Origin of the sequence: Luteibacter rhizovicinus (genome assembly GCF_004342265.1) — a bacterium.
Taxonomy (GTDB): Bacteria; Pseudomonadota; Gammaproteobacteria; order Xanthomonadales; family Rhodanobacteraceae; genus Luteibacter; species Luteibacter rhizovicinus_B.
In genome coordinates this window covers 471,067-489,105 of record NZ_SMCS01000001.1, presented here as the reverse complement: position 1 = coordinate 489,105, position 18,039 = coordinate 471,067, and the positions used below count along the sequence as shown (strand labels likewise).

General features: G+C 62.8%; 17 protein-coding genes. 3 read left to right on the top strand and 14 right to left on the bottom strand.

What is annotated here, in order from left to right; all coding sequences use genetic code 11:
- Window positions 1–50: 50 nt before the first annotated feature.
- The 12 genes from EC912_RS02290 to EC912_RS02235 form a co-directional block, all read right to left on the bottom strand.
- Window positions 51–461 carry a GtrA family protein gene (locus EC912_RS02290; protein WP_132141511.1) on the bottom strand — a complete coding sequence of 137 codons (411 nt, stop codon included), beginning with the start codon at window positions 459–461 and terminating at the stop codon, window positions 51–53.
- A complete protein-coding gene (gene mtnA / locus EC912_RS02285) occupies window positions 461–1,474 on the bottom strand; it encodes an S-methyl-5-thioribose-1-phosphate isomerase (RefSeq protein ID WP_132141510.1) in 1,014 nt (337 codons plus the stop codon). The genes EC912_RS02290 and mtnA overlap by 1 nt, the downstream gene beginning before the upstream one ends.
- A 217-nt stretch (window positions 1,475–1,691) precedes the next feature.
- Window positions 1,692–2,756, bottom strand: a complete 1,065-nt coding sequence (locus tag EC912_RS02280; RefSeq protein WP_132141870.1) for a class III poly(R)-hydroxyalkanoic acid synthase subunit PhaC — start codon at window positions 2,754–2,756, stop codon at window positions 1,692–1,694.
- Window positions 2,756–3,649 (bottom strand): poly(R)-hydroxyalkanoic acid synthase subunit PhaE, encoded by an 894-nt coding sequence (locus tag EC912_RS02275; RefSeq protein WP_132141509.1) that lies wholly within the window; start codon window positions 3,647–3,649, stop codon window positions 2,756–2,758. Before EC912_RS02275 ends, EC912_RS02280 begins: the two co-directional genes overlap by 1 nt.
- Window positions 3,650–3,784: 135 nt before the next feature.
- Entirely contained in the window at window positions 3,785–5,890 is a 2,106-nt protein-coding gene (pnp, locus tag EC912_RS02270) for a polyribonucleotide nucleotidyltransferase (RefSeq protein WP_132141508.1), read from the bottom strand.
- Window positions 5,891–5,914: 24 nt separating this feature from the next.
- The gene (gene rpsO, locus EC912_RS02265) at window positions 5,915–6,184 is read right to left on the bottom strand and encodes a 30S ribosomal protein S15 (protein WP_132141507.1); all 270 of its coding nucleotides are present in this window, start codon (window positions 6,182–6,184) and stop codon (window positions 5,915–5,917) included.
- Between the two features lie 163 nt (window positions 6,185–6,347).
- Window positions 6,348–7,304 (bottom strand): tRNA pseudouridine(55) synthase TruB, encoded by a 957-nt coding sequence (truB, locus tag EC912_RS02260; protein WP_243649103.1) that lies wholly within the window; start codon window positions 7,302–7,304, stop codon window positions 6,348–6,350.
- Between the two features lie 177 nt (window positions 7,305–7,481).
- Window positions 7,482–7,856 (bottom strand): 30S ribosome-binding factor RbfA, encoded by a 375-nt coding sequence (rbfA, locus tag EC912_RS02255; protein ID WP_132141506.1) that lies wholly within the window; start codon window positions 7,854–7,856, stop codon window positions 7,482–7,484.
- A 53-nt stretch (window positions 7,857–7,909) separates the two neighbouring features.
- A complete protein-coding gene (gene infB / locus EC912_RS02250; protein WP_132141505.1) occupies window positions 7,910–10,834 on the bottom strand; it encodes a translation initiation factor IF-2 in 2,925 nt (974 codons plus the stop codon).
- 133 nt (window positions 10,835–10,967) lie between these two features.
- A complete protein-coding gene (gene nusA, locus EC912_RS02245) occupies window positions 10,968–12,491 on the bottom strand; it encodes a transcription termination factor NusA (RefSeq protein ID WP_132141504.1) in 1,524 nt (507 codons plus the stop codon).
- A gap of 38 nt (window positions 12,492–12,529) precedes the next feature.
- The gene (rimP, locus tag EC912_RS02240) at window positions 12,530–13,039 is read right to left on the bottom strand and encodes a ribosome maturation factor RimP (protein ID WP_132141503.1); all 510 of its coding nucleotides are present in this window, start codon (window positions 13,037–13,039) and stop codon (window positions 12,530–12,532) included.
- A 313-nt stretch (window positions 13,040–13,352) separates the two neighbouring features.
- Window positions 13,353–13,604: a hypothetical protein gene (locus EC912_RS02235; protein ID WP_132141502.1), complete on the bottom strand. Its 252-nt coding sequence runs from the start codon at window positions 13,602–13,604 to the stop codon at window positions 13,353–13,355.
- A gap of 99 nt (window positions 13,605–13,703) precedes the next feature.
- Between EC912_RS02235 and EC912_RS02230 the strand changes: the two genes are divergently transcribed.
- Complete coding sequence (locus tag EC912_RS02230; protein WP_132141501.1) at window positions 13,704–14,489, top strand: AraC family transcriptional regulator; 786 nt, start codon at window positions 13,704–13,706, stop codon at window positions 14,487–14,489.
- Between the two features lie 140 nt (window positions 14,490–14,629).
- On the opposite strand, the gene EC912_RS02225 is transcribed toward EC912_RS02230, so the two are convergent.
- Window positions 14,630–14,977, bottom strand: a complete 348-nt coding sequence (locus EC912_RS02225) for an antibiotic biosynthesis monooxygenase family protein (RefSeq protein WP_132141500.1) — start codon at window positions 14,975–14,977, stop codon at window positions 14,630–14,632.
- Window positions 14,978–15,348: 371 nt separating this feature from the next.
- On the opposite strand from EC912_RS02225, the gene EC912_RS02220 reads away from it, so the two are divergent.
- On the top strand, window positions 15,349–15,978 hold the full coding sequence (locus tag EC912_RS02220) for a serine hydrolase domain-containing protein (RefSeq protein ID WP_165973474.1): 630 nt from the start codon (window positions 15,349–15,351) through the stop codon (window positions 15,976–15,978).
- Window positions 15,979–16,000: 22 nt separating this feature from the next.
- On the opposite strand, the gene EC912_RS02215 is transcribed toward EC912_RS02220, so the two are convergent.
- Entirely contained in the window at window positions 16,001–17,437 is a 1,437-nt protein-coding gene (locus tag EC912_RS02215; protein WP_132141498.1) for a serine hydrolase domain-containing protein, read from the bottom strand.
- A gap of 82 nt (window positions 17,438–17,519) precedes the next feature.
- Here EC912_RS02215 and EC912_RS02210 point away from each other — a divergent pair, with 82 nt between their 5' ends.
- Window positions 17,520–17,990, top strand: coding sequence for a hypothetical protein (locus EC912_RS02210; protein WP_132141497.1), 471 nt, complete (start codon window positions 17,520–17,522; stop codon window positions 17,988–17,990).
- The last annotated feature ends 49 nt before the right edge of the window (window positions 17,991–18,039 follow it).

The window sequence follows — 18,039 nt, the reverse complement described above, 5'->3', positions numbered from 1 at the left end:
ACCACAAAGACGTCGCAAATGACAGTCTTTAGTACTTTAAAAACAATGAGTTACGCGACGGTTTTGGCGTTCCGGAAAAGCAGCGTCCGGGCGAGCCCGTAATTGGCCACGGCGCCCGCCAGCGACCCTACCGCGACAGCCACCGCAGGCCACGGCTTCAGGCTGGGAATCAGCTCCAGAACGGCTACGTAAGCGCCGTTATTGAACAGCGCGCCGACCGCCATCAATCCCATCCAGTGCAGCCATTCGGCGCGAGGACTGATGCCGCTGTCGCGCCCTTTGAACGTATGTCGACTGTTCCACCACCACGTCACCGTGGCGGCGGAAAGGAAGGACACGACGCGCGCCGCGTAGACGTTCCAGTGAGCCAGGCCGACCAGCGACTGCGCGATACCCGCGTCGACGACGAAACCGATCACGCCGCCGACGGCGAAAAGAACGATCTCGCGGCCCAGGCGCATCAGCCGAAGACCGCCTGCATCTGGGATTCGTCCGGGCGCAGGATGACGCCACGCTCTGTAACGATGGCATCGATCAGGTCGGCCGGCGTCACGTCGAACACGGGATTCCATGCATCCGCGCCGTCGATCACGGTGCGCTTGCCGCCTATCGACAGCAGCTCGGTCGCTTCGCGCAGTTCGATCTCGATATCGTCGCCGTTCGCCGTTGCCATATCGACCGTGGTGGACGGTGCCACGACCATGAACTTCACGCCGTGATGGCGCGCGGCGATAGCCAGCTGGTACGTGCCGATCTTGTTCGCGGTGTCGCCGTTGGCCGCGATGCGATCGGCGCCCACGATGACCCATTTCACTTCGCCATGCTTCATCAGATGCGATGCCGCCGAGTCCGCGACCAGCTTCGCGGGAATGCCGTCGCGAACCAGTTCCCACATCGTCAGGCGCGCTCCCTGCAACCAGGGACGCGTCTCCCCGGCATAGACCTGCGTGATGCGGCCAGCCTCGACGCCCGCGCGAATGACACCCAATGCGGTGCCGTAGCCCGCCGTGGCCAGCGACCCGGTGTTGCAGTGGGTAAGTACGTGGGAACCCGGCTCGATCAGCGCGGCGCCGAGCTCGCCCATGAGGCGATTGGCCGCCAGGTCTTCGTCCTGGATAGCCTGGGCCTCGCGCTCAAGCGCGTCGGCATCGGCGCCCGCATCGATGCGCGAGCGCATGCGATCCAGCGCCCACATCAGATTCACAGCCGTAGGCCGGGCCGCGCGCAGTGTCGCCAGGATGGGCTCAAGCGGCACACCCGATTTCGCGGCGAGCACCACACCCCACGCCGCCGCGATACCGATAGCCGGTGCACCGCGCACGGCCAGCACGCGAATAGCGTCGGTAACCTCGTCGGCGGTTCGGCAGTCGAACCAGATTTCTTCGCCCGGAAGGCGTCGCTGATCGAGCAGCGCGAGGCGATCGCCGTGCCATTGCACGGCGCGAATGGTGTCGTGGGAAGCGTTTGCGTTCATCGCGCCATTATCGCGCAATCGCGCGGCCCGGTCGCTAGCCTCTGTGAGGGAGACGTCGCAAGCTCTCTGTGGAAGCGCGCCTGCGCGCGAAAACCAACGGAGCGGCGACCCCGTGCGTGGCATCCGCAGCCAGGAGAACGGGCTTGCGAATTAAGGCCTATCCCTTCCCGCCCTGTTGGCTTTCGCGCGCAGGCGCGCTCCCACAGGAGGTTATCGGTCAGCGCTTGGCCAGCCACTCGTGGATCGCCGGCGGCACCTCTCGCTGCGCGCGGCTGGATACGTAAATGCCGATATGGCCGCCCTTGAACGCGATGGCCGTGTAATCGTCGCTGCCGACCAGATCGCCCAACGGCTTCGACGCGGCGGGCGGGACGAGGTGATCCTGCTCCGCGAAAATATTGAGTACCGGCTGGCGAATCGCACCGAGATCGACCACACGTTCGCCGATCTTCGCCTCGCCACGCATGAGGCGGTTTTCCTGAAAGAACTCTTTCGCGAACTGGCGGAACGCCTCGCCCGCCTGATCCGGCGAATCGAAAATCCACTTTTCCATCCGCAGGAAATTTTCCACTTCCTTCGGGTTGTCGAGGATATCGACCAGTCCGACATACTTCTGCTGGTTCAACCGTACGGGCTTAAGCGTGAGGTATGCCCAGTTCATCAGGTCGGCTGGCACGTTGCCTACCGTATCGACGAACAGATCGATGTCCACGCCTCGCGTCCAGTGCGAAAGCATATTGTCCGGCGTATGGAAGTCCACTGGCGTCACCATGGTGACGAGGTTGCGCACCTTATCGCCATGCAGCGCGGTATAACAAAGCGAGAACACGCCGCCCTGGCAGATGCCGAGCAGGTTGATCGCATCGAGTTCGTGACGACGGCGAACCGTGTCGACACAACGATCCAGATAGCCGTCTATATAGTCTTCGAGGGTTAGCCAGCGATCCGCACCGTCGGGATAACCCCAGTCGATAAGGTAGACGTCCTCGCCCTGCTCCAGCAGATTGCGCACCATGGAACGATCGGCCTGAAGGTCGACCATCCACGGCGTATTCACCAGCGCATAGCAGATCAGGATCGGCACTTTGGCCGTTGGCTTTTTCTCGCCGACAAAGTGCCAGAGCGTCAGCTTGTCTTCGCGATACACCGCCTCGCGCGGCGTCGATCCGAGCTCGATCGGTCCGACGTTACGCAGGGTTTCCATGCCCGCTTCGAGCTTGCGACGAAACGCTTCCACTTCGTCTCGCGCGTGCTGCGGATCGATATTGAACGGGTTCTGCATCATCGCGATGTTTTCTTCGTCGTCGCCCGTTTCGTCGGCGACACGGTTTTCTTCGTCGCCGCTTTCGTGGCGGAAGCTGTTTTCTTCGCCGGAACGGCCGTCGCGCCGCGCAAGGCATTCACTTCGGCGCGCAACGATTCGACCTCGGCCGCAAGACCCGTCATATGCCGAAGTTCGCGACGCACGGCCTGCAGGCGTTCGCCGAGACTGTCGACTTCCTTGCGTGTCGGCATGCCGAGCTGCACCGCCAGACGCTCGACCTGATGCTGCTGCAATACGCGAAGGCGCATCTGCGCATTCACCACCGAGGCATAGACCTCGCGGAATTCGTCCGAAAGAGCGGCCTCGCCATACGCCTGCTCGGCAAGATTGACCCAACGGTCATAGAGGGCACGCAGCGATTCCGGATCGGTCGGCGTACCGACGGCACCCTGCGCCTTCAACGCTTCGGCGGCACGATCGTGAACGCGGCCGAGCAACGCCTGGTAACGGCTGAAATGCTGGGCGTAATCGAGCGCCGCCCGCAGCAGTGCCTGCTGCTCTTCGTGTTGTTCGCGGCCGATACCGAGTCCGGGCATGCCCAGCGCCTCGCGCGCCGTGGACAACCACTCCTCGAAACGGCGCGTCATGACCTCGGGCGATTCGCCCGTCAGCGGCGCACCGAAGGGAGGAATTCCGCCGATGCCCATGGGCATCGCTCCCATGTCGCCACCCGCCGCCATCGACTTCAGCCACTCGCCGTAGCCGTCCAACCCACCGAACAGGCGCCCCATGGCCTCACTGCCGGGCAGTTCGGCGCCCGGCCCCTGCTCCATCTGGCGCGACCATGCGTCCCAGCCCTCGCGTACGAAGTTCTGGTACTGGTCGATGAAATCGTGACCCTTTTCCGGCATCTAACGTATCCACTGCCTTTGCATTGCACCGATCCTACATGGCCCCTGCGTCTCAATCACGCAAGACTCCATAAAAACGCGAAGCCCGGCATCTTGCGATGCCGGGCTTCGGGGCTACCGGATGATCGCGGGGGATCAGCTAGCGGCGTTCTCTTCTTCGGTGACGGCCTTCATCGACAGGCGGATACGGCCCTGCTTGTCGACTTCCAGCACCTTCACCTTGACGATGTCGCCTTCCTTGAGCTTGTCGGAAACCTTCTCGACGCGCTCGCTGGAGATCTGCGACACGTGTACCAGACCGTCCTTGCCCGGCATGATCGTCACGAATGCACCGAAGTCCATCAGCTTGGCGACCTTGCCTTCGTAGATGCGACCCGGTTCGACGTCGGACACGATCTGCTCGATGCGCTTGCGCGCGGCTTCGGCGGCTTCGCGGTTGACCGAGGCGATAACGACGTTGCCGTCGTCCGTGATGTCGATCGTGGTGCCGGTCTCTTCCGTGATCGAACGGATGGTTGCGCCACCCTTACCGATCACTTCGCGGATCTTGTCCGGGTGGATCTTGATCGTGAGCAGGCGCGGCGCGAATTCGCTCATTTCCGAGCGGGCTTCGGTGATGCACTTGGCCATTTCGCCGAGGATGTGCAGGCGACCGCGCTTGGCCTGGGCCAGCGCCGTACGCATGATCTCTTCGGTGATGCCGTCGATCTTGATGTCCATCTGCAGCGCGGAAACGCCATCAGCGGTACCGGCAACCTTGAAGTCCATGTCGCCGAGGTGATCTTCGTCACCGAGGATGTCGGACAGGACGACGAAATCGCTGCCTTCCTTGACCAGACCCATGGCGATACCGGCGACCGGCGACTTCAGCGGAACGCCCGCGTCCATCATGGCCAGCGACGAACCGCAGACCGAAGCCATCGACGAGGAACCGTTCGACTCGGTGATTTCCGAGACGACGCGGACGACGTACGGGAATTCTTCGATCGTCGGCTTCACAGCCTGCACGCCGCGCTTGGCGAGACGGCCGTGGCCGATTTCGCGACGCTTCGGGCTACCGACGCGACCGGTTTCACCGACCGAGAACGGGGGGAAGTTGTAATGGAAGAGGAACGTGTCCTTCCACTCGCCTTCCGGCGCGTCGATGATCTGCGAGTCACGCGTGGTACCGAGCGTGGCAACGACCAGCGCCTGCGTTTCGCCGCGGGTGAACAGCGCCGAACCGTGCGTGCGCGGCAGGACGCCGACGCGGACGGTGATCGGACGCACGTCGTCGAGGTTACGACCGTCGATGCGGACCTTGGTGGTCAGCACGCCATCGCGCAGGGTGCGGTATTCGACTTCGCCGAATGCCGCGCCGATGTCGCCATCGGTCCAGCCATTGGCTTCGGCCTGAGCGGCGATCGCCGTCTTGACCTCGGTCTTCAGCGCGCCGACAACGTCACGACGGGCCAGCTTGTCGCGGATCTGGAAGGCTTCGACGAAGCGGTTGCCGACAGCGGCCTTGACCGCGTCGTACAGCGCCGTCTTGGCGACCGGAGCTTCCCACTTGAAGGTCTTCTGGCCAGCTTCGGCGACGAAAGCGTTGATCGTGTCGATCGCGGCCTGCATCTGCTGGTGACCGAACATCACCGCGCCGAGCATGACGTCTTCGCTGAGCAGCTTGGCTTCGGACTCGACCATCAGCACGGCACCGGACGTACCGGCAACGACGAGGTCGAGGTCGGAGGTCTTAAGCTGCGTGGCGGTCGGGTTCAGGATGTACTGGCCGCCCGCGTAACCGACGCGGTTCGCGCCGATCGGGCCCTTGAACGGGACGCCGGCCAGAGCCATGGCGGCCGAGGCACCGAGGAGTGCCGGAATGTCGCCGTCGACTTCCGGGTTCAGCGACATGACCGTCGCGATGACCTGGATTTCGTTACGGAACTCTTCCGGGAACAGCGGGCGAAGCGGACGATCGATCAGACGCGAGGTGAGCGTTTCCTTCTCGGTCGGACGGCCTTCACGCTTGAAGAAGCCACCCGGGATACGACCGGCGGAGTAGAACTTCTCCTGGTAGTCGACCGTGAGCGGGAAGAAGTCCTGACCCTCGCGCGCCTTCGGCGCTGCGACGACTGTGACCAGGACGACAGTGCCGCCCATGCTGACCATCACTGCACCGGATGCCTGGCGGGCAATTTCGCCCGTCTCCAGTGTGACTTCGTGACTACCGTACTGGAATGACTTGGTTACTTTCGCCACTTTAGATTTCCTCGGTTCTGTTGCTTAGCGGCGCAGGCCGAGGCGTTCGATCACGGTCTGATAGCGACCCAGGTCGTTTTTCTTCAGGTACGCAAGAAGCTTCTTACGGGTGTTGACCATCTTAAGCAGGCCACGACGCGAATGGTTGTCCTGCTTATGCTCTGCAAAGTGGGTCTGCAGATGCCCGATGTTGGCAGTCAACAGGGCGACCTGGACTTCCGGGGAGCCGGTGTCATTGGGTACGCGACCGAAGTCTGCGATGATTTTGCCTGTCTGTTCGGGGGTGAGCGCCATGTGTATCGATTCCTTAAAAGCGGATGCGAAGCTTGCGCAACCTCATCGTATAGCTGAAGTTGCGCAAGCTTCGCTTTAGAGTGAAAAGCAGGTAACGAGCGCACTATTGTAGCTGTGTGACAGCCGCGACAACAAGCCCGGTAAGACAGGAGGTTACGTCCGCTCAATCGGTCGGGAGATTGAATCCCCTCAGCACCCTGAGCACACCCTCGTCCGAGACCTCGGCCAGGGCCATCAATCGTCCGTCCGCTCCCCAGGCGGTGCAGCGTCCGCGCAACGTCGTCCCCTCCAGCGGGATGGGTTGCCCGAACCCCATGACACGAGTCTGCTCGGCGTCCAGATCCACCCGGGGAATATGGTCCAGACCGGCGGAAACCGGCAGCACAAAGGCTTCGGGCGCGTCGGAAGACTGTTCCGCCAGGGCCGACAGCTGCTCCAGCGTGACCATCTCCGGCTTCATGAACGGCTCGACCCACAGCCGGCGAAGCTCCGTCAGATGGGCACCGCACCCCAGGTGTTCGCCCAGATCGACCGCAAGGCTGCGCACATAGGTGCCGGAACCGCACTCGACGTGAAGACGGATGGTATCGCCATCGCGGGCGATAACCTCCAGCCGGTAGACATCGACTTCGCGCGCCGGCACGTCCACTTCCTCGCCGCGCCGGGCAAGCACGTAAAGCGGCACGCCGTCCTTCTTGATGGCCGAGTAAGCGGGCGGAACCTGAACGATGTGCCCACGAAGAAGGGCCAGCGCCGCTTCCAGCGTCGCGTCGTCCATAACGGGCACGGGTCGGGTCTGGACGATCTCGCCTTCCAGGTCGGCCGTGGTCGTCGTGATACCCAGACGCACCTCGGCCTCGTAGGCCTTGCGGGAACCGAGCAGCCAGCCGGCGATCTTGGTCGCCTCGCCGAAGCAGAGCGGCAAAAGACCGGTGGCGAGCGGATCGAGACTGCCGGTATGGCCACCCTTGGCCGCGCCCACCAGACGCCGCGCCGCCTGCAACGCCTGATTCGAACTCAGGCCCAGCGGCTTATCGAGCAGCAGAATGCCGTGGATGTCGCGAAAGGTTCGACGGGACATGGATACCTGAAAGAACTTGGTGCCGGGCACGGCACTCATGGGCGCCAACCGCGGCCTTCTGTGGGAGCGCGCCTGCGCGCGATTCCTGCGGAGCAATAACTAACTAGAGCCGATGGACGGTCGGTACAGGACGTGCAGCGACCGATCGTTCGCGCCCGGTACTCAGGGATCGCGCGCAGGCGCGCTCCCACAGAGGCGAAAAAAACCCGCCATCCCTTACTGTTCTTCGTCGTCCTGCTTGATGACCGGACCGCCCTCACGCAACAGGGACTCGATCCGTTCGCCCTTGTCGACCGAATCGTCGTACTTGAAGCGAAGCTCGGGCACGCGGCGCATCCGCATCATCTTCGACAGCGCGTGACGGAATTCCGGACCAAGCAGCTTCAGGCCTTTTACGGCCTCGGCGGATCGTTCCGGCTGCAGTGCGGTGATCCACACGGTCGCCCAATCCAGCTCACGGGTAACTTCGACGTCGGACACACTGACCGACGGCAGGTGATGGTCGCGCACGGCGGCATGCACCAGGAGACCGATCTCGCGGCGGAGTTCCGCCGAAACGCGATCGGTACGTTTGAAATCGCGGGATGGCATAGAGCCTCCTCAAAAGTGACGCCGCCCCGCGATCGGGGCGGCGTCTGTCGCTGTTACAGCGTGCGGGCGAATTCGATGCGCTCGAAGCACTCGATCTGATCGCCAGCCTTCACGTCGTTGTACTGCTTCACGGCGATACCGCATTCCATACCGTTGCGGACCTCGTCGACAAGCTCCTTGAAGCGGCGCAGCGATTCCAGTTCGCCCTGGAAGACCACGACGTTGTCGCGGAGCACACGGATCGGCTTGCTGCGCTTGACGATGCCTTCGATGACCATGCAACCCGCGACCGCACCGAACTTGGAGCTGCGGAACACTTCGCGGACCTGGGCGACACCGATGATCTCTTCGCGCACTTCCATGCCCAGAAGACCCGACGCCGCCTGCTTCACCTGATCGATGACGTCGTAGATGATCGAGAAGTAGCGCACATCGAGGCCGCTCGTATCGATGACCTTGCGGGCCGAAGCATCCGCACGGACGTTGAAGCCGATGATCAGTGCCTTGGACGCCGATGCCAGCGTGGCTTCGGACTCGGTGATACCGCCGACGCCGGAGGCGATGACGTTCACCCTGACCAGATCGTTGCCGATCTGGGTCAGCGAGTCGCGCAGCGCTTCCACCGAACCCTGGACGTCGGCCTTGACCACGATGTTGAGGGTCTGCTGGCCTTCGCCCTGACCCATCTGGGCCATGATGTCTTCCAGACGGTTCGTCTTGCTGACCATGCGCGTTTCGCGACGCTTCTGCTGACGCTCCTGCGCCACCTGGCGAGCCAGGCGCTCGTCTTCGACAGCCACGAAGTCGTCACCCGACTCCGGCACGCCGGAAAGACCCAGCACCTGCACCGGGATGGACGGGCCGGCTTCGTTGACCTGCTTGCCGGTTTCGTCGATCAGCGCGCGCATGCGGCCGTACTCGATACCGCACACCACGAAGTCGCCCTTCTTGAGGGTGCCCTGCTGCACGAGAACCGTGGCAACCGGACCGCGACCGCGATCGAGGCTGGACTCGATGACCACGCCCGAAGCGCGGCCGTCGGCGACAGCCTTGAGTTCCATGACTTCGGCCTGGACCGAAATCGCGTCGAGCAATGCGTCGATACCGTCGCCCGTCTTCGCGGACACCGGCACGAACTGCGTGTCGCCACCCCAGTCTTCCGGCACGACTTCAAGCTGCACGAGGCCCTGCTTGACGTTGTCCGGACTGGCGTCGGCCTTGTCCATCTTGTTGACCGCGACGATCAACGGCACCTTCGCGGCACGCGCATGCTGCACGGCTTCGATGGTCTGCGGCATGACGCCGTCGTCCGCCGCCACCACGAGCACCACGATGTCCGTCGACTGCGCACCGCGGGCACGCATGGACGTAAACGCCGCATGGCCCGGGGTATCGAGGAACGTGATGACGCCCTTCGGCGTTTCGACGTGGTACGCACCGATATGCTGCGTGATGCCACCGGCTTCGCCCGACGCGACCTTGGCGCGGCGGATGTAGTCGAGCAGCGAGGTCTTGCCGTGATCGACGTGACCCATGATCGTAACGACCGGCGGACGCGTGACCTTCTCGCCCTCGAGCTCGGCGGTCTGGGTCTGCGATGCCAGCGTCGCTTCCGCGTCGTCGGCCGTGGCGCGAACAGCGTTGTGACCCAGCTCTTCCACGACCAGCGCGGCCGTGTCGAAATCGATGACCTGGTTGATCGTGGCCATCACGCCCATCTTGAAGAGCGTTTTGACGACCTCGGCACCCTTCACGGCCATTTTCTGGGCCAGATCGGCGATGACGTTGTTATCGCCCACCACGACATCGCGCACGACCGGAGCCGTGGGACGCGAGAAGCCGTGCGGACCGGCCGACGATGCGCCGCCACGCGGCGACTCCATACGACCGCGGACCTTGCCACCGCCACGACGGTTGTTGCTGGAACGACGCGCGCGATCGGCATCGGACAGATGCAGTTCGCCACCGGCGAAACGCTTGCCACCGGATTCGCGATCGTTACGGCCACCGGCGTTGTTGCCGGCACCGCCACCACCACCACCGCCGCCGCCATGCTTCGGACGCGCGTTGCCGCGGCTGTCGTTGGCGGCAGCGACCGCACCCGGAGCCGGACGCGAGGCAGGAGCAGCCGGTCGCGCAGCAGCGGGAGCCGGTGCGGGAACGGGAGCGGGAGCCGGCGGCGGCGGAGGGGCCGGAGCCGGTACGGGCTTGGCGATAATCTTTTCGCGCTTACGCGGCTCGTGAATCGTCGGCAGGATCATGCCGAGCTTGCGCGTATCGAGCTTGCCCGTGGCATGACCCGGGCCGTCGTCCGTGGAGGCAGCGGCGGATACGGGAGCCGGCGCGGCAGGCGTCGGAGCGGCGGGCGCGGCCGGAGCCCCGCCCGTGGATTCGGAGGCAGCGGCAGCAGCGGCGCGAGCCTGTGCGGCAGCGGCTTCTGCTTCGGCCTGACGACGAGCTTCCGCAGCAGCGGCTTCCTGACGACGTGCCTCTTCCTCCGCTTCGCGGCGGGCCTGTTCGGCCTGGCGCTGTTCGGCTTCCTCGCGGCGTGCGGCTTCCTCGCGCTCGCGCAGTTCCTGCGACTCGGCGAGCTTGCGGGCGGCTTCTTCGCGCTCAGCATCCGGAGCAGCGTCGTCAGCCATGGTGCCGCGCTTCACGTAGGTGCGCTTCGTGCGCACTTCCACGTTCACCGTCTTCGCCGCGCCAGCGCCACGTCCGGTGCCCGAGCTGACTTTCAGCTCGCCCACGGTACGGCGCTTCAGCGTGATCTGGCGCGGACTGGAGTCGTCCGTTTCGGGAGCGGCCTCGCCCTTTCCGTGCGTGCGGCGAAGGAAGCCCAGCAACTTCACCTTTTCGGTGCTGCTGATGACCTGACCTTCGTCGGAAAATTTCATTCCGGCCTCGCCAAGCTGCGAAAGCAGCTTGTCGACCGGCATGCCCAGAACCTGGGCGAGTTGTTTGATTGTGACGTCCGACATCTGTTTGTTTCTCCGCCGTTCCCGCGCGTAACCTTACGTGCCGACGATGACCCGTACGGCTGCCTCCATCCGTGGCGGGAAACCTGACGGCTTCCCTCGGGGCGTCCATCCAGGACGCCGCCGCCTACCGCGGTTAGCCGCCCTTCTCCAGCCGGGCGATCATCGGGGCGCGCGCGGCCATGATCAGCTGCGCTGCGCGTTCTTCATTCATGCCATCGATATCGATCATTTCGTCGACCGCGAGGTCGCCGAGGTCATCGAGCGTGACCACGCCGCGTTCCGCCAGGGCGAATGCGGTGGCCTCGTCCATACCGTCGAGAGCAAGCATCTCTTCGGACGGACGGTGTTCTTCAATCACTTCCTCGGCGGCCAGCGCTTCGGTAAGCAGTGCGTCGCGGGCACGGGCGCGAAGTTCCTCGACGATGTCTTCGTCGAAGCCTTCGACAGCCAGCAGTTCCGCGCTGGGCACGTAAGCAATTTCCTCGACGCTGGAGAAACCTTCCTGCACGAGGATGTTCGCGATTTCCTGGTCGACTTCGAGGCGATCCATGAATAGCTTCAGCGCGGCTTCCTGCTCGGCTTCGCTCTTCGCGGTGACCTGGTCCTGCGTCATCACGTTGAGCTGCCAGCCGGTGAGCTTGCTGGCCAGACGCACGTTCTGGCCGCCGCGGCCGATGGCCTGCGAAAGCTTGTCTTCGGCAACGGCGATGTCCATCGAGTGCTTTTCTTCGTCCATGATGATGGACTGCACTTCGGCGGGCGCCATGGCGTTGATGACGTACTGGGCCTGGTTCTCGTGCCACAGGATGATGTCGACGCGCTCGCCGTTGAGTTCGTTGGACACGGCCTGCACACGCGAACCGCGCATGCCGATACACGCGCCGATGGGATCGGTGCGGCTGTCGTGCGCGACGACGGCGATCTTGGCGCGGTCGCCCGGATCGCGCGCGCAACCCTTGATCTCGACGAGGCCCTGGCCGACTTCCGGCACTTCGAGCTTGAACAGTTCGATCATGAATTCCGGCGCGCTGCGCGAAACGAACAGCTGCGGACCGCGGATTTCGGATTTCACTTCATACAGGTAACCACGCACGCGATCGCCGACGCGGGCCGATTCGCGGGGAATCGTCTTGTCGCGCGGAATGAACGCTTCGGCGTTGCTGCCGAGGTCGAGATAGACGTTGCCGCGCTCGACGCGCTTGACGATACCGGTGACCAGTTCGCCGACACGATCCTGGAATGCATTGACCACCAACTCGCGCTCCGCTTCGCGGACGCGCTGCACGATGACCTGCTTCGCGGCCTGCGCGGCGATGCGGCCGAATTCGGCGTTGTCGATCTGGGTTTCCATGAAACCGCCGACCTCAGGCTTGCCTTCGAGTCCCTTTTCTTCGGCCTCGTCCAGGGCGTCCATCAGACGCACCTGGAAATACGGCGACTCCATCTCGGCGTCGTCCGCGATGATCTCGTAGCTACGGAACGTCTCGTAATCGCCCGTCTTGCGGTCGATCTCGACACGGATCTCCGGATCTTCGTCCGGGTAGCGCTTTTTGGCAGCCGAGGCCAGCGCAGCTTCCAGTGCTTCGAAAATGACTTCGTGCGGCACGCCCTTTTCGTTGGCGACCGCTTCGACTACCAGCAACAGTTCTTTGCTCATTGCCGCTACTCCGGGGGCGCTCACTGCGCCCTTTCGTTTCATTGTTTTGGTTTCTTTTCGCCGCCACGCTTGGGTTGCGGGGCATAGCCCAGCGCCACCCAGTCGGGCACCACGCGGGCGCTTTCGACGTCCGCATGTTCGAATTCGAATCGACCCACCTCACCTTCGAGAACGATCTTCTCGCCGGCGACCTCAACGACATTGCCCTTAAGGCGACGACGTCCCTCGACCGGTGCCTTGAGCAGCACCTTGACCACCTGGCCGCTCACACGGGCGAACTGCTCCGCGGTGAACAGCGGGCGATCGATACCGGGGGAGGATACTTCCAGTACATAGTTGCCGGGGATCGGATCTTCAACGTCCAGCATGGCGGACAGCTCGCGGCTAGCCGCCTCGCAGTCCTCCACGGTGACTTCGCGCCCCTCGACATTCAGGTACACGCGCAGCGTGTTCTGACCATCGGACGGGCCATATTCCAGACCAAGAACTTCCAGACCGGTATCGGCCAGAATCTCGGAGAATCGTTTTGCGAGTGCTTGGGTATCCACGGTGCCTTTCTTTTCCGGTCGCCAGAAACAAAAAATGGGCTCCAGCGGCCCATTCCCTTTCGTCGCCGATGTATCCCGACACTTTCCCGCCGTGGCCCACTCCGTGCCGTGACGGCAGTCGGAAGAAATACCACGTGACGCATCCTTGCGCCCAACAAAAAAGCCTCACGAGGAGGCTTTCTTGTGAAAGAAAGATCTGGGTAACGGACTTGCCCGATGACACTGGGCGAAGCGTGTTTCCGCTACAGAAGATTCGCTGATTATAGCGACGAATATGCTGCTAACGCAAGGCTACGGAGCGCTAAACGACTGTTCACAAAGCCTGCACGAACTTGCGCAGACGGTCGTCGCGTATGGTCAGCATATCGAACAGGCCCAGCGCACGCAGCGCCGGCAGCGCTTCGCGGATGTCGCGCTCCGCCTCGTTCCGGGCAGCATCGATGGACGCCGGATCGCACCATATCCGGGCATTTCCCAGAAAAGCCGCAACACTGCCCTTGCGGACCACCACGCCGTTCACAGTCGCTTCGTTCGTTTGATCGGGAAGGATGTCTTCCGCTCGCATGAGGCCTTTCCTTGAATGGCATGGCGTGAGAAAAACAGCCTAGCAACCCAGGATTGGCGTTGCTCCTGTATTTTAGCCATTCGATACCGTAAAACCGCCATGCCGACGCCCCTCATACCCCCTTCTCGTCTCGCCGCCGATAACCCGCTGGTCATCGCGGTCGAGCTGGACGAGGCCGCGGTCCGGGTCACGCCCGCGCATCGGCACGAACGCGGCCAGCTGATCGGAGCCCGGAGCGGGCTGCTTTCCATCGGAACGGCGCAGGGACGGTGGGTCGCGCCGGCCACCCACGCGATCTGGATACCGCCGGGCGAGCCGCATTCCGTGACATCGCACGGACCTTTTTCGGGGTGGAGCGTCTACGTGGCGGGCCAGGCTTGCGCCTCGCTACCGACCGAGCCCACGGCGTTACTCATGTCCGGATTGCTCCGGGAAGCCGTCCACCGGGCAGCGGGATGGCCTGACGATACCCTCGACGGCCCACGCCTGCACATAGCCAACGTCATCCTGGATGAAATGCACTCCCTGCCCCGCGGCGACACCGCCGGCCTGCCCTACCCCCGCGACCCGCGGCTGGCGCGGATCGCACAGGCGCTTTCGGACGATCCCGCCAATCCGCGCGGACTCGACGAGTGGGCGGCGTGGGCCGGCATATCGCCGCGATCGCTGATGCGCCGGTTTCCCATCGAGACCGGATTCACCTTTACGGCCTGGCGCCAGCGCGTGCGCTTGCTGCGGGCTATCGAATGGTTGGCGGATGGCAAGTCCATCACCGCCATCGCGCTCGATCTGGGCTATGAGAACGTGAGCGCCTTCATTGCGATGTTCCGGCGGGTGTTCGGAGTGACCCCGGGTCGCTACCCAGAAAAAACCCGCTCCCTGTAGGAGCTCGCTTGCGAGCGAAAGCCAACAGGGCGAGGAAGACGGATACTCACCTCCACGAGCCCGGTCTCCGGGCTGCGGATGCAACCCACATCTACACCGCTCCGCTGGCTTTCGCCCGCAAGCGAGCTCCTACAAAAAGGTTACATCCCGATCAGGCGGTGGTACGTACCCATATCCGCCGTCACACCCAGTTCGGTCATGAACGCCATCGGGTCGAAGCTGACTTCGTCGTACGTCCGCCGCATAACCGCCCGGGCTTCGACGAACGCATCTTCGTCCGCCCATTCGACGACGGTCATGACGCCATACGCCCCCTCGACCGCGGGCTGTGTCAGCACGAGGTTCTGCAGGCAGCCAGGGAGCAGGTCCAGCGCCTGCTGGGTCTGGCGAAGCTGGGCAACGAATCTCCCCAGAGCCTTTTCGGGGACGGTGAAGCGGTCGATGCGGAATACCGACAATGCAGGACTTACGGATAGAGCGGTGGCCATCGAATGGACTCTCGAATTCGCGCCGGCGTCGGCAACGGCGCAACTCTACGACCTGAAGTTAACTTGAGGTCAAGAGATATTTCATCGCTACCCGGGACAACTATTGCCCGACAGGAAGGGCGAACTACTATGAGCGCCAAGTTCCGCTCCTTTTCGTCGACAGATACCCTCAATGCTGTGCAAAGACTGCAAATCCGGATACCACGCACCTTACGATCGCTTCGAACGCCTTGGCGTGAAAGCCGACGGTCCGTCGTTCCTCATGAAATGCAGGCAATGCGGTGCCCTGTGGAACGAAACGCCACGCGCGGCCACGCGAGTGCACAAGGCCGATGCGCAAACGTTGTACCCCGAAGCGAGGTTCTAGGACGATGCGGATCACAGCATGGATAGCGGGCAACGAGGTACAAGCCGACAGCCATGCCGACAGGCTGATATTCGAACCCGGCAAAGGCTGGGCGTACTCGAATATCGGTTACCTCCATGTCCGCACGCTCATCGAGGAAACCACGCAGCAATCCCTCGGCTCCGCTCTGGATTCCCTCGTACTGAAACCGCTCGGCATCACGGATGCCAGCATGGCGCTGTCGCCCGAGGACCTGGAAGCCACGGCCTGGGGCAACCCGCGCGCATATCACCCCGGGTGGGTTTATCACGGACTGATGATCGGACCCGCGACCAGCGCCGCACTGCTGCTCCAGCGATTGCTCGAAGGCCAGCTACTGTCGTCGCAAAGTCTGGCGGCCATGCTGGACATGCATGAATTCGATATCCCTCCTTCCTCCCGACCGTGGTCGCGAGTGGGAAGCGGACTAGGCATCATGAGCGGCACGGCTAATGGAAAAGTCTACGTCGGTCATACGGGTGCGGGGCCGGGCAGCACATGCGCAATCTATACGTCGCTGGACGGCGCACAACGGCGCACTGCCGCGACATTCGCGCCAGTCGACGAACCGGGCGAAGTCGAATATCGGGCGGTGGCACTCATCGACGGAGCCTGATGACTTTCCATCGACGGCACGCCTATTTCCCTGCCGCCTTTAGTCCCTGAAGTTGCCGTACGGCATGGTTGTTCTTCGGGTCGAGTTCCAGCGACCGCTTGTAGTTGGCGATGGCCAGATCCGTCTTCCCGATGACCTCGTAGCCTTCGGCCAGACTGTCGTACGCATTGCCGCTAGCGGGATACAGCGCCACCGCAAGCCTGAAGACTTCGACGGCCTGCGTTGGCTTGCCGCTGCGTAACATGCGGTAGGCCCAATTGTTGAGACCGTCTTCGCTCACGCTGAAGCCGGTGTCTTTGCGACGAAGCTCGTCGTAGACCGCTTTCGTCGAGGAAAAATCCTTGCCCCGTAATTCGGAGCGCATGCGCGCAACGCCGTTCAGATGCATGCCCGGAATATAAAGCGCGGCAATCTCATCGATGAACTCTTCGGGATAGCCACCGGAAAGATTCGTCAGAACCACGACTGCCGTGTCGTCTTCGGGATACACGTAGAATGCGGAGCGGCCGCCACCGGTACCACCCACGGCAGGATGGTCCGCACGTGGCACCGTAACCCACCCCTGCGCCCATTCCGCACGGCGTCCGTCGTTGAAAGTGCCCGGCATCCAGAGTTCGGCGAGAGTCTTGCGACTGACGAAACGTCCAGCTTGCACGGCGATGAGCCATTGCGCCATGTCAGCCGCAGTGCTGTTGATGCCCGCACCCGTGCGTAGCATCGGCGGGAAGGTCTCGTAGACCGTCGTGAGTTCGCCCTGCCCCAAAGGCTCAGGGTAGAGATAACGATACGACGGCGCCTTGTGCGGGATGACATCGCGCGAATCGCCGAATCCCGTTTGCGTCATCGACGCCGGCTTGAACTGGCGTTCCTCGAATACCTGGCGGAAAGGCTTCCCGCTGAGGCTTTCGATAATCTTGCCGAGCAATACGTAGTTGGTCTGGTTATAACTGAAGCGTTCGCCGGGCGCGAAGTCCATGGGGCGATTCCGTACCGCCTTCCATGCATCGCCTTCGGTCGTGCCGCGCAACTCGCCTGTTTCGTCATCGATGATGTTCGGTACGCCAGACATATGCGTCGCGAGCTGCCGCACCGTTATCGGCCGCCATGCCTGCGGGAGATCCGGCAGATAACGGGACACGGGATCGTCCAGGTTCAGCCGACCGGCCTCGACCAGTTGCATCAGCGCTACGCCGGTGAAGGCTTTCGTGGCGGAGTTGATCGAGAAGACCGTATTGCCGGCAACCGGAACGCTATCGGGCAGATTCGCCGTTCCGTAGCTGCGCTGGGTAACGACACGACCATGCTGCACCACAGCCAGTTGCAGCCCGGGAATGCGACGGTCACGCATCTCCTGCTGGACGATGGTGTCCAGCGAACGACCGATATCCTGAGCAGCAACGGTCGACACGCCCGAGGTCGCGAGGATAAAAGCGGCAAGCAGTGAACGCTTAACGGCCATGGTTGCTACTCGCTGCGAAGATGGCATCAAGTAGACGACGAGCCAACCTCGCGCGAGGAGTGTCCATCGTCACGAATGGTCCGTGACCAATGGCGGTGACGACAAGAACACGCCTACAACCGATGCCATATTGCCGCCTACCTTCCTTACGGCGACGCTCAAAGACACCCGGCCCCATCTCACAAAGGAACGAATGATGGACATTCTATTATTCGACGTACCGGTAAATGCATGGCAGTTCGACGAATCGATCAACCGCTGGGCGCACCACCGCGACCTCGCGCACGAGCTGAAAAAACATCATCTCGCGGAAAAAGACATCTCCGTCCAGATAGATGGCGAGGGCTATTATCCCGTCCACGACTGTAACGAACCGCTGCCGAAAGACAGCTATCGGGAACTGACGTTCGTCTATTTCGAACGAAATTCAGATATCCCGATAGGGAATTTTGCATTCAAAATGAAGGCCACCAGGCTGACGCTCCTTGCGCTGACCCAGTTCTCCCAGCCCCTGAAAAAAATGCATCGCTTTCTGGTAACCAGCCCGGCCTGAACTGTCGATGCTTACGCAGCCCGCCGTCGAATGGCGCCCCGCGCCGGCT

Coding starts and splice junctions, on each gene's coding strand:
- EC912_RS02290 (WP_132141511.1), bottom strand. CDS start 461: ATGCGCCTGGGCCGCGAGATCGTTCTTTTCGCCGTCGGCGGCGTGATC.
- mtnA (WP_132141510.1), bottom strand. CDS start 1,474: ATGAACGCAAACGCTTCCCACGACACCATTCGCGCCGTGCAATGGCAC.
- EC912_RS02280 (WP_132141870.1), bottom strand. CDS start 2,756: ATGCAGAACCCGTTCAATATCGATCCGCAGCACGCGCGAGACGAAGTG.
- EC912_RS02275 (WP_132141509.1), bottom strand. CDS start 3,649: ATGCCGGAAAAGGGTCACGATTTCATCGACCAGTACCAGAACTTCGTA.
- rpsO (WP_132141507.1), bottom strand. CDS start 6,184: ATGGCGCTCACCCCCGAACAGACAGGCAAAATCATCGCAGACTTCGGT.
- truB (WP_243649103.1), bottom strand. CDS start 7,304: ATGAGTGCCGTGCCCGGCACCAAGTTCTTTCAGGTATCCATGTCCCGT.
- rbfA (WP_132141506.1), bottom strand. CDS start 7,856: ATGCCATCCCGCGATTTCAAACGTACCGATCGCGTTTCGGCGGAACTC.
- infB (WP_132141505.1), bottom strand. CDS start 10,834: ATGTCGGACGTCACAATCAAACAACTCGCCCAGGTTCTGGGCATGCCG.
- nusA (WP_132141504.1), bottom strand. CDS start 12,491: ATGAGCAAAGAACTGTTGCTGGTAGTCGAAGCGGTCGCCAACGAAAAG.
- EC912_RS02235 (WP_132141502.1), bottom strand. CDS start 13,604: ATGCGAGCGGAAGACATCCTTCCCGATCAAACGAACGAAGCGACTGTG.
- EC912_RS02230 (WP_132141501.1), top strand. CDS start 13,704: ATGCCGACGCCCCTCATACCCCCTTCTCGTCTCGCCGCCGATAACCCG.
- EC912_RS02225 (WP_132141500.1), bottom strand. CDS start 14,977: ATGGCCACCGCTCTATCCGTAAGTCCTGCATTGTCGGTATTCCGCATC.
- EC912_RS02220 (WP_165973474.1), top strand. CDS start 15,349: ATGCGGATCACAGCATGGATAGCGGGCAACGAGGTACAAGCCGACAGC.
- EC912_RS02215 (WP_132141498.1), bottom strand. CDS start 17,437: ATGGCCGTTAAGCGTTCACTGCTTGCCGCTTTTATCCTCGCGACCTCG.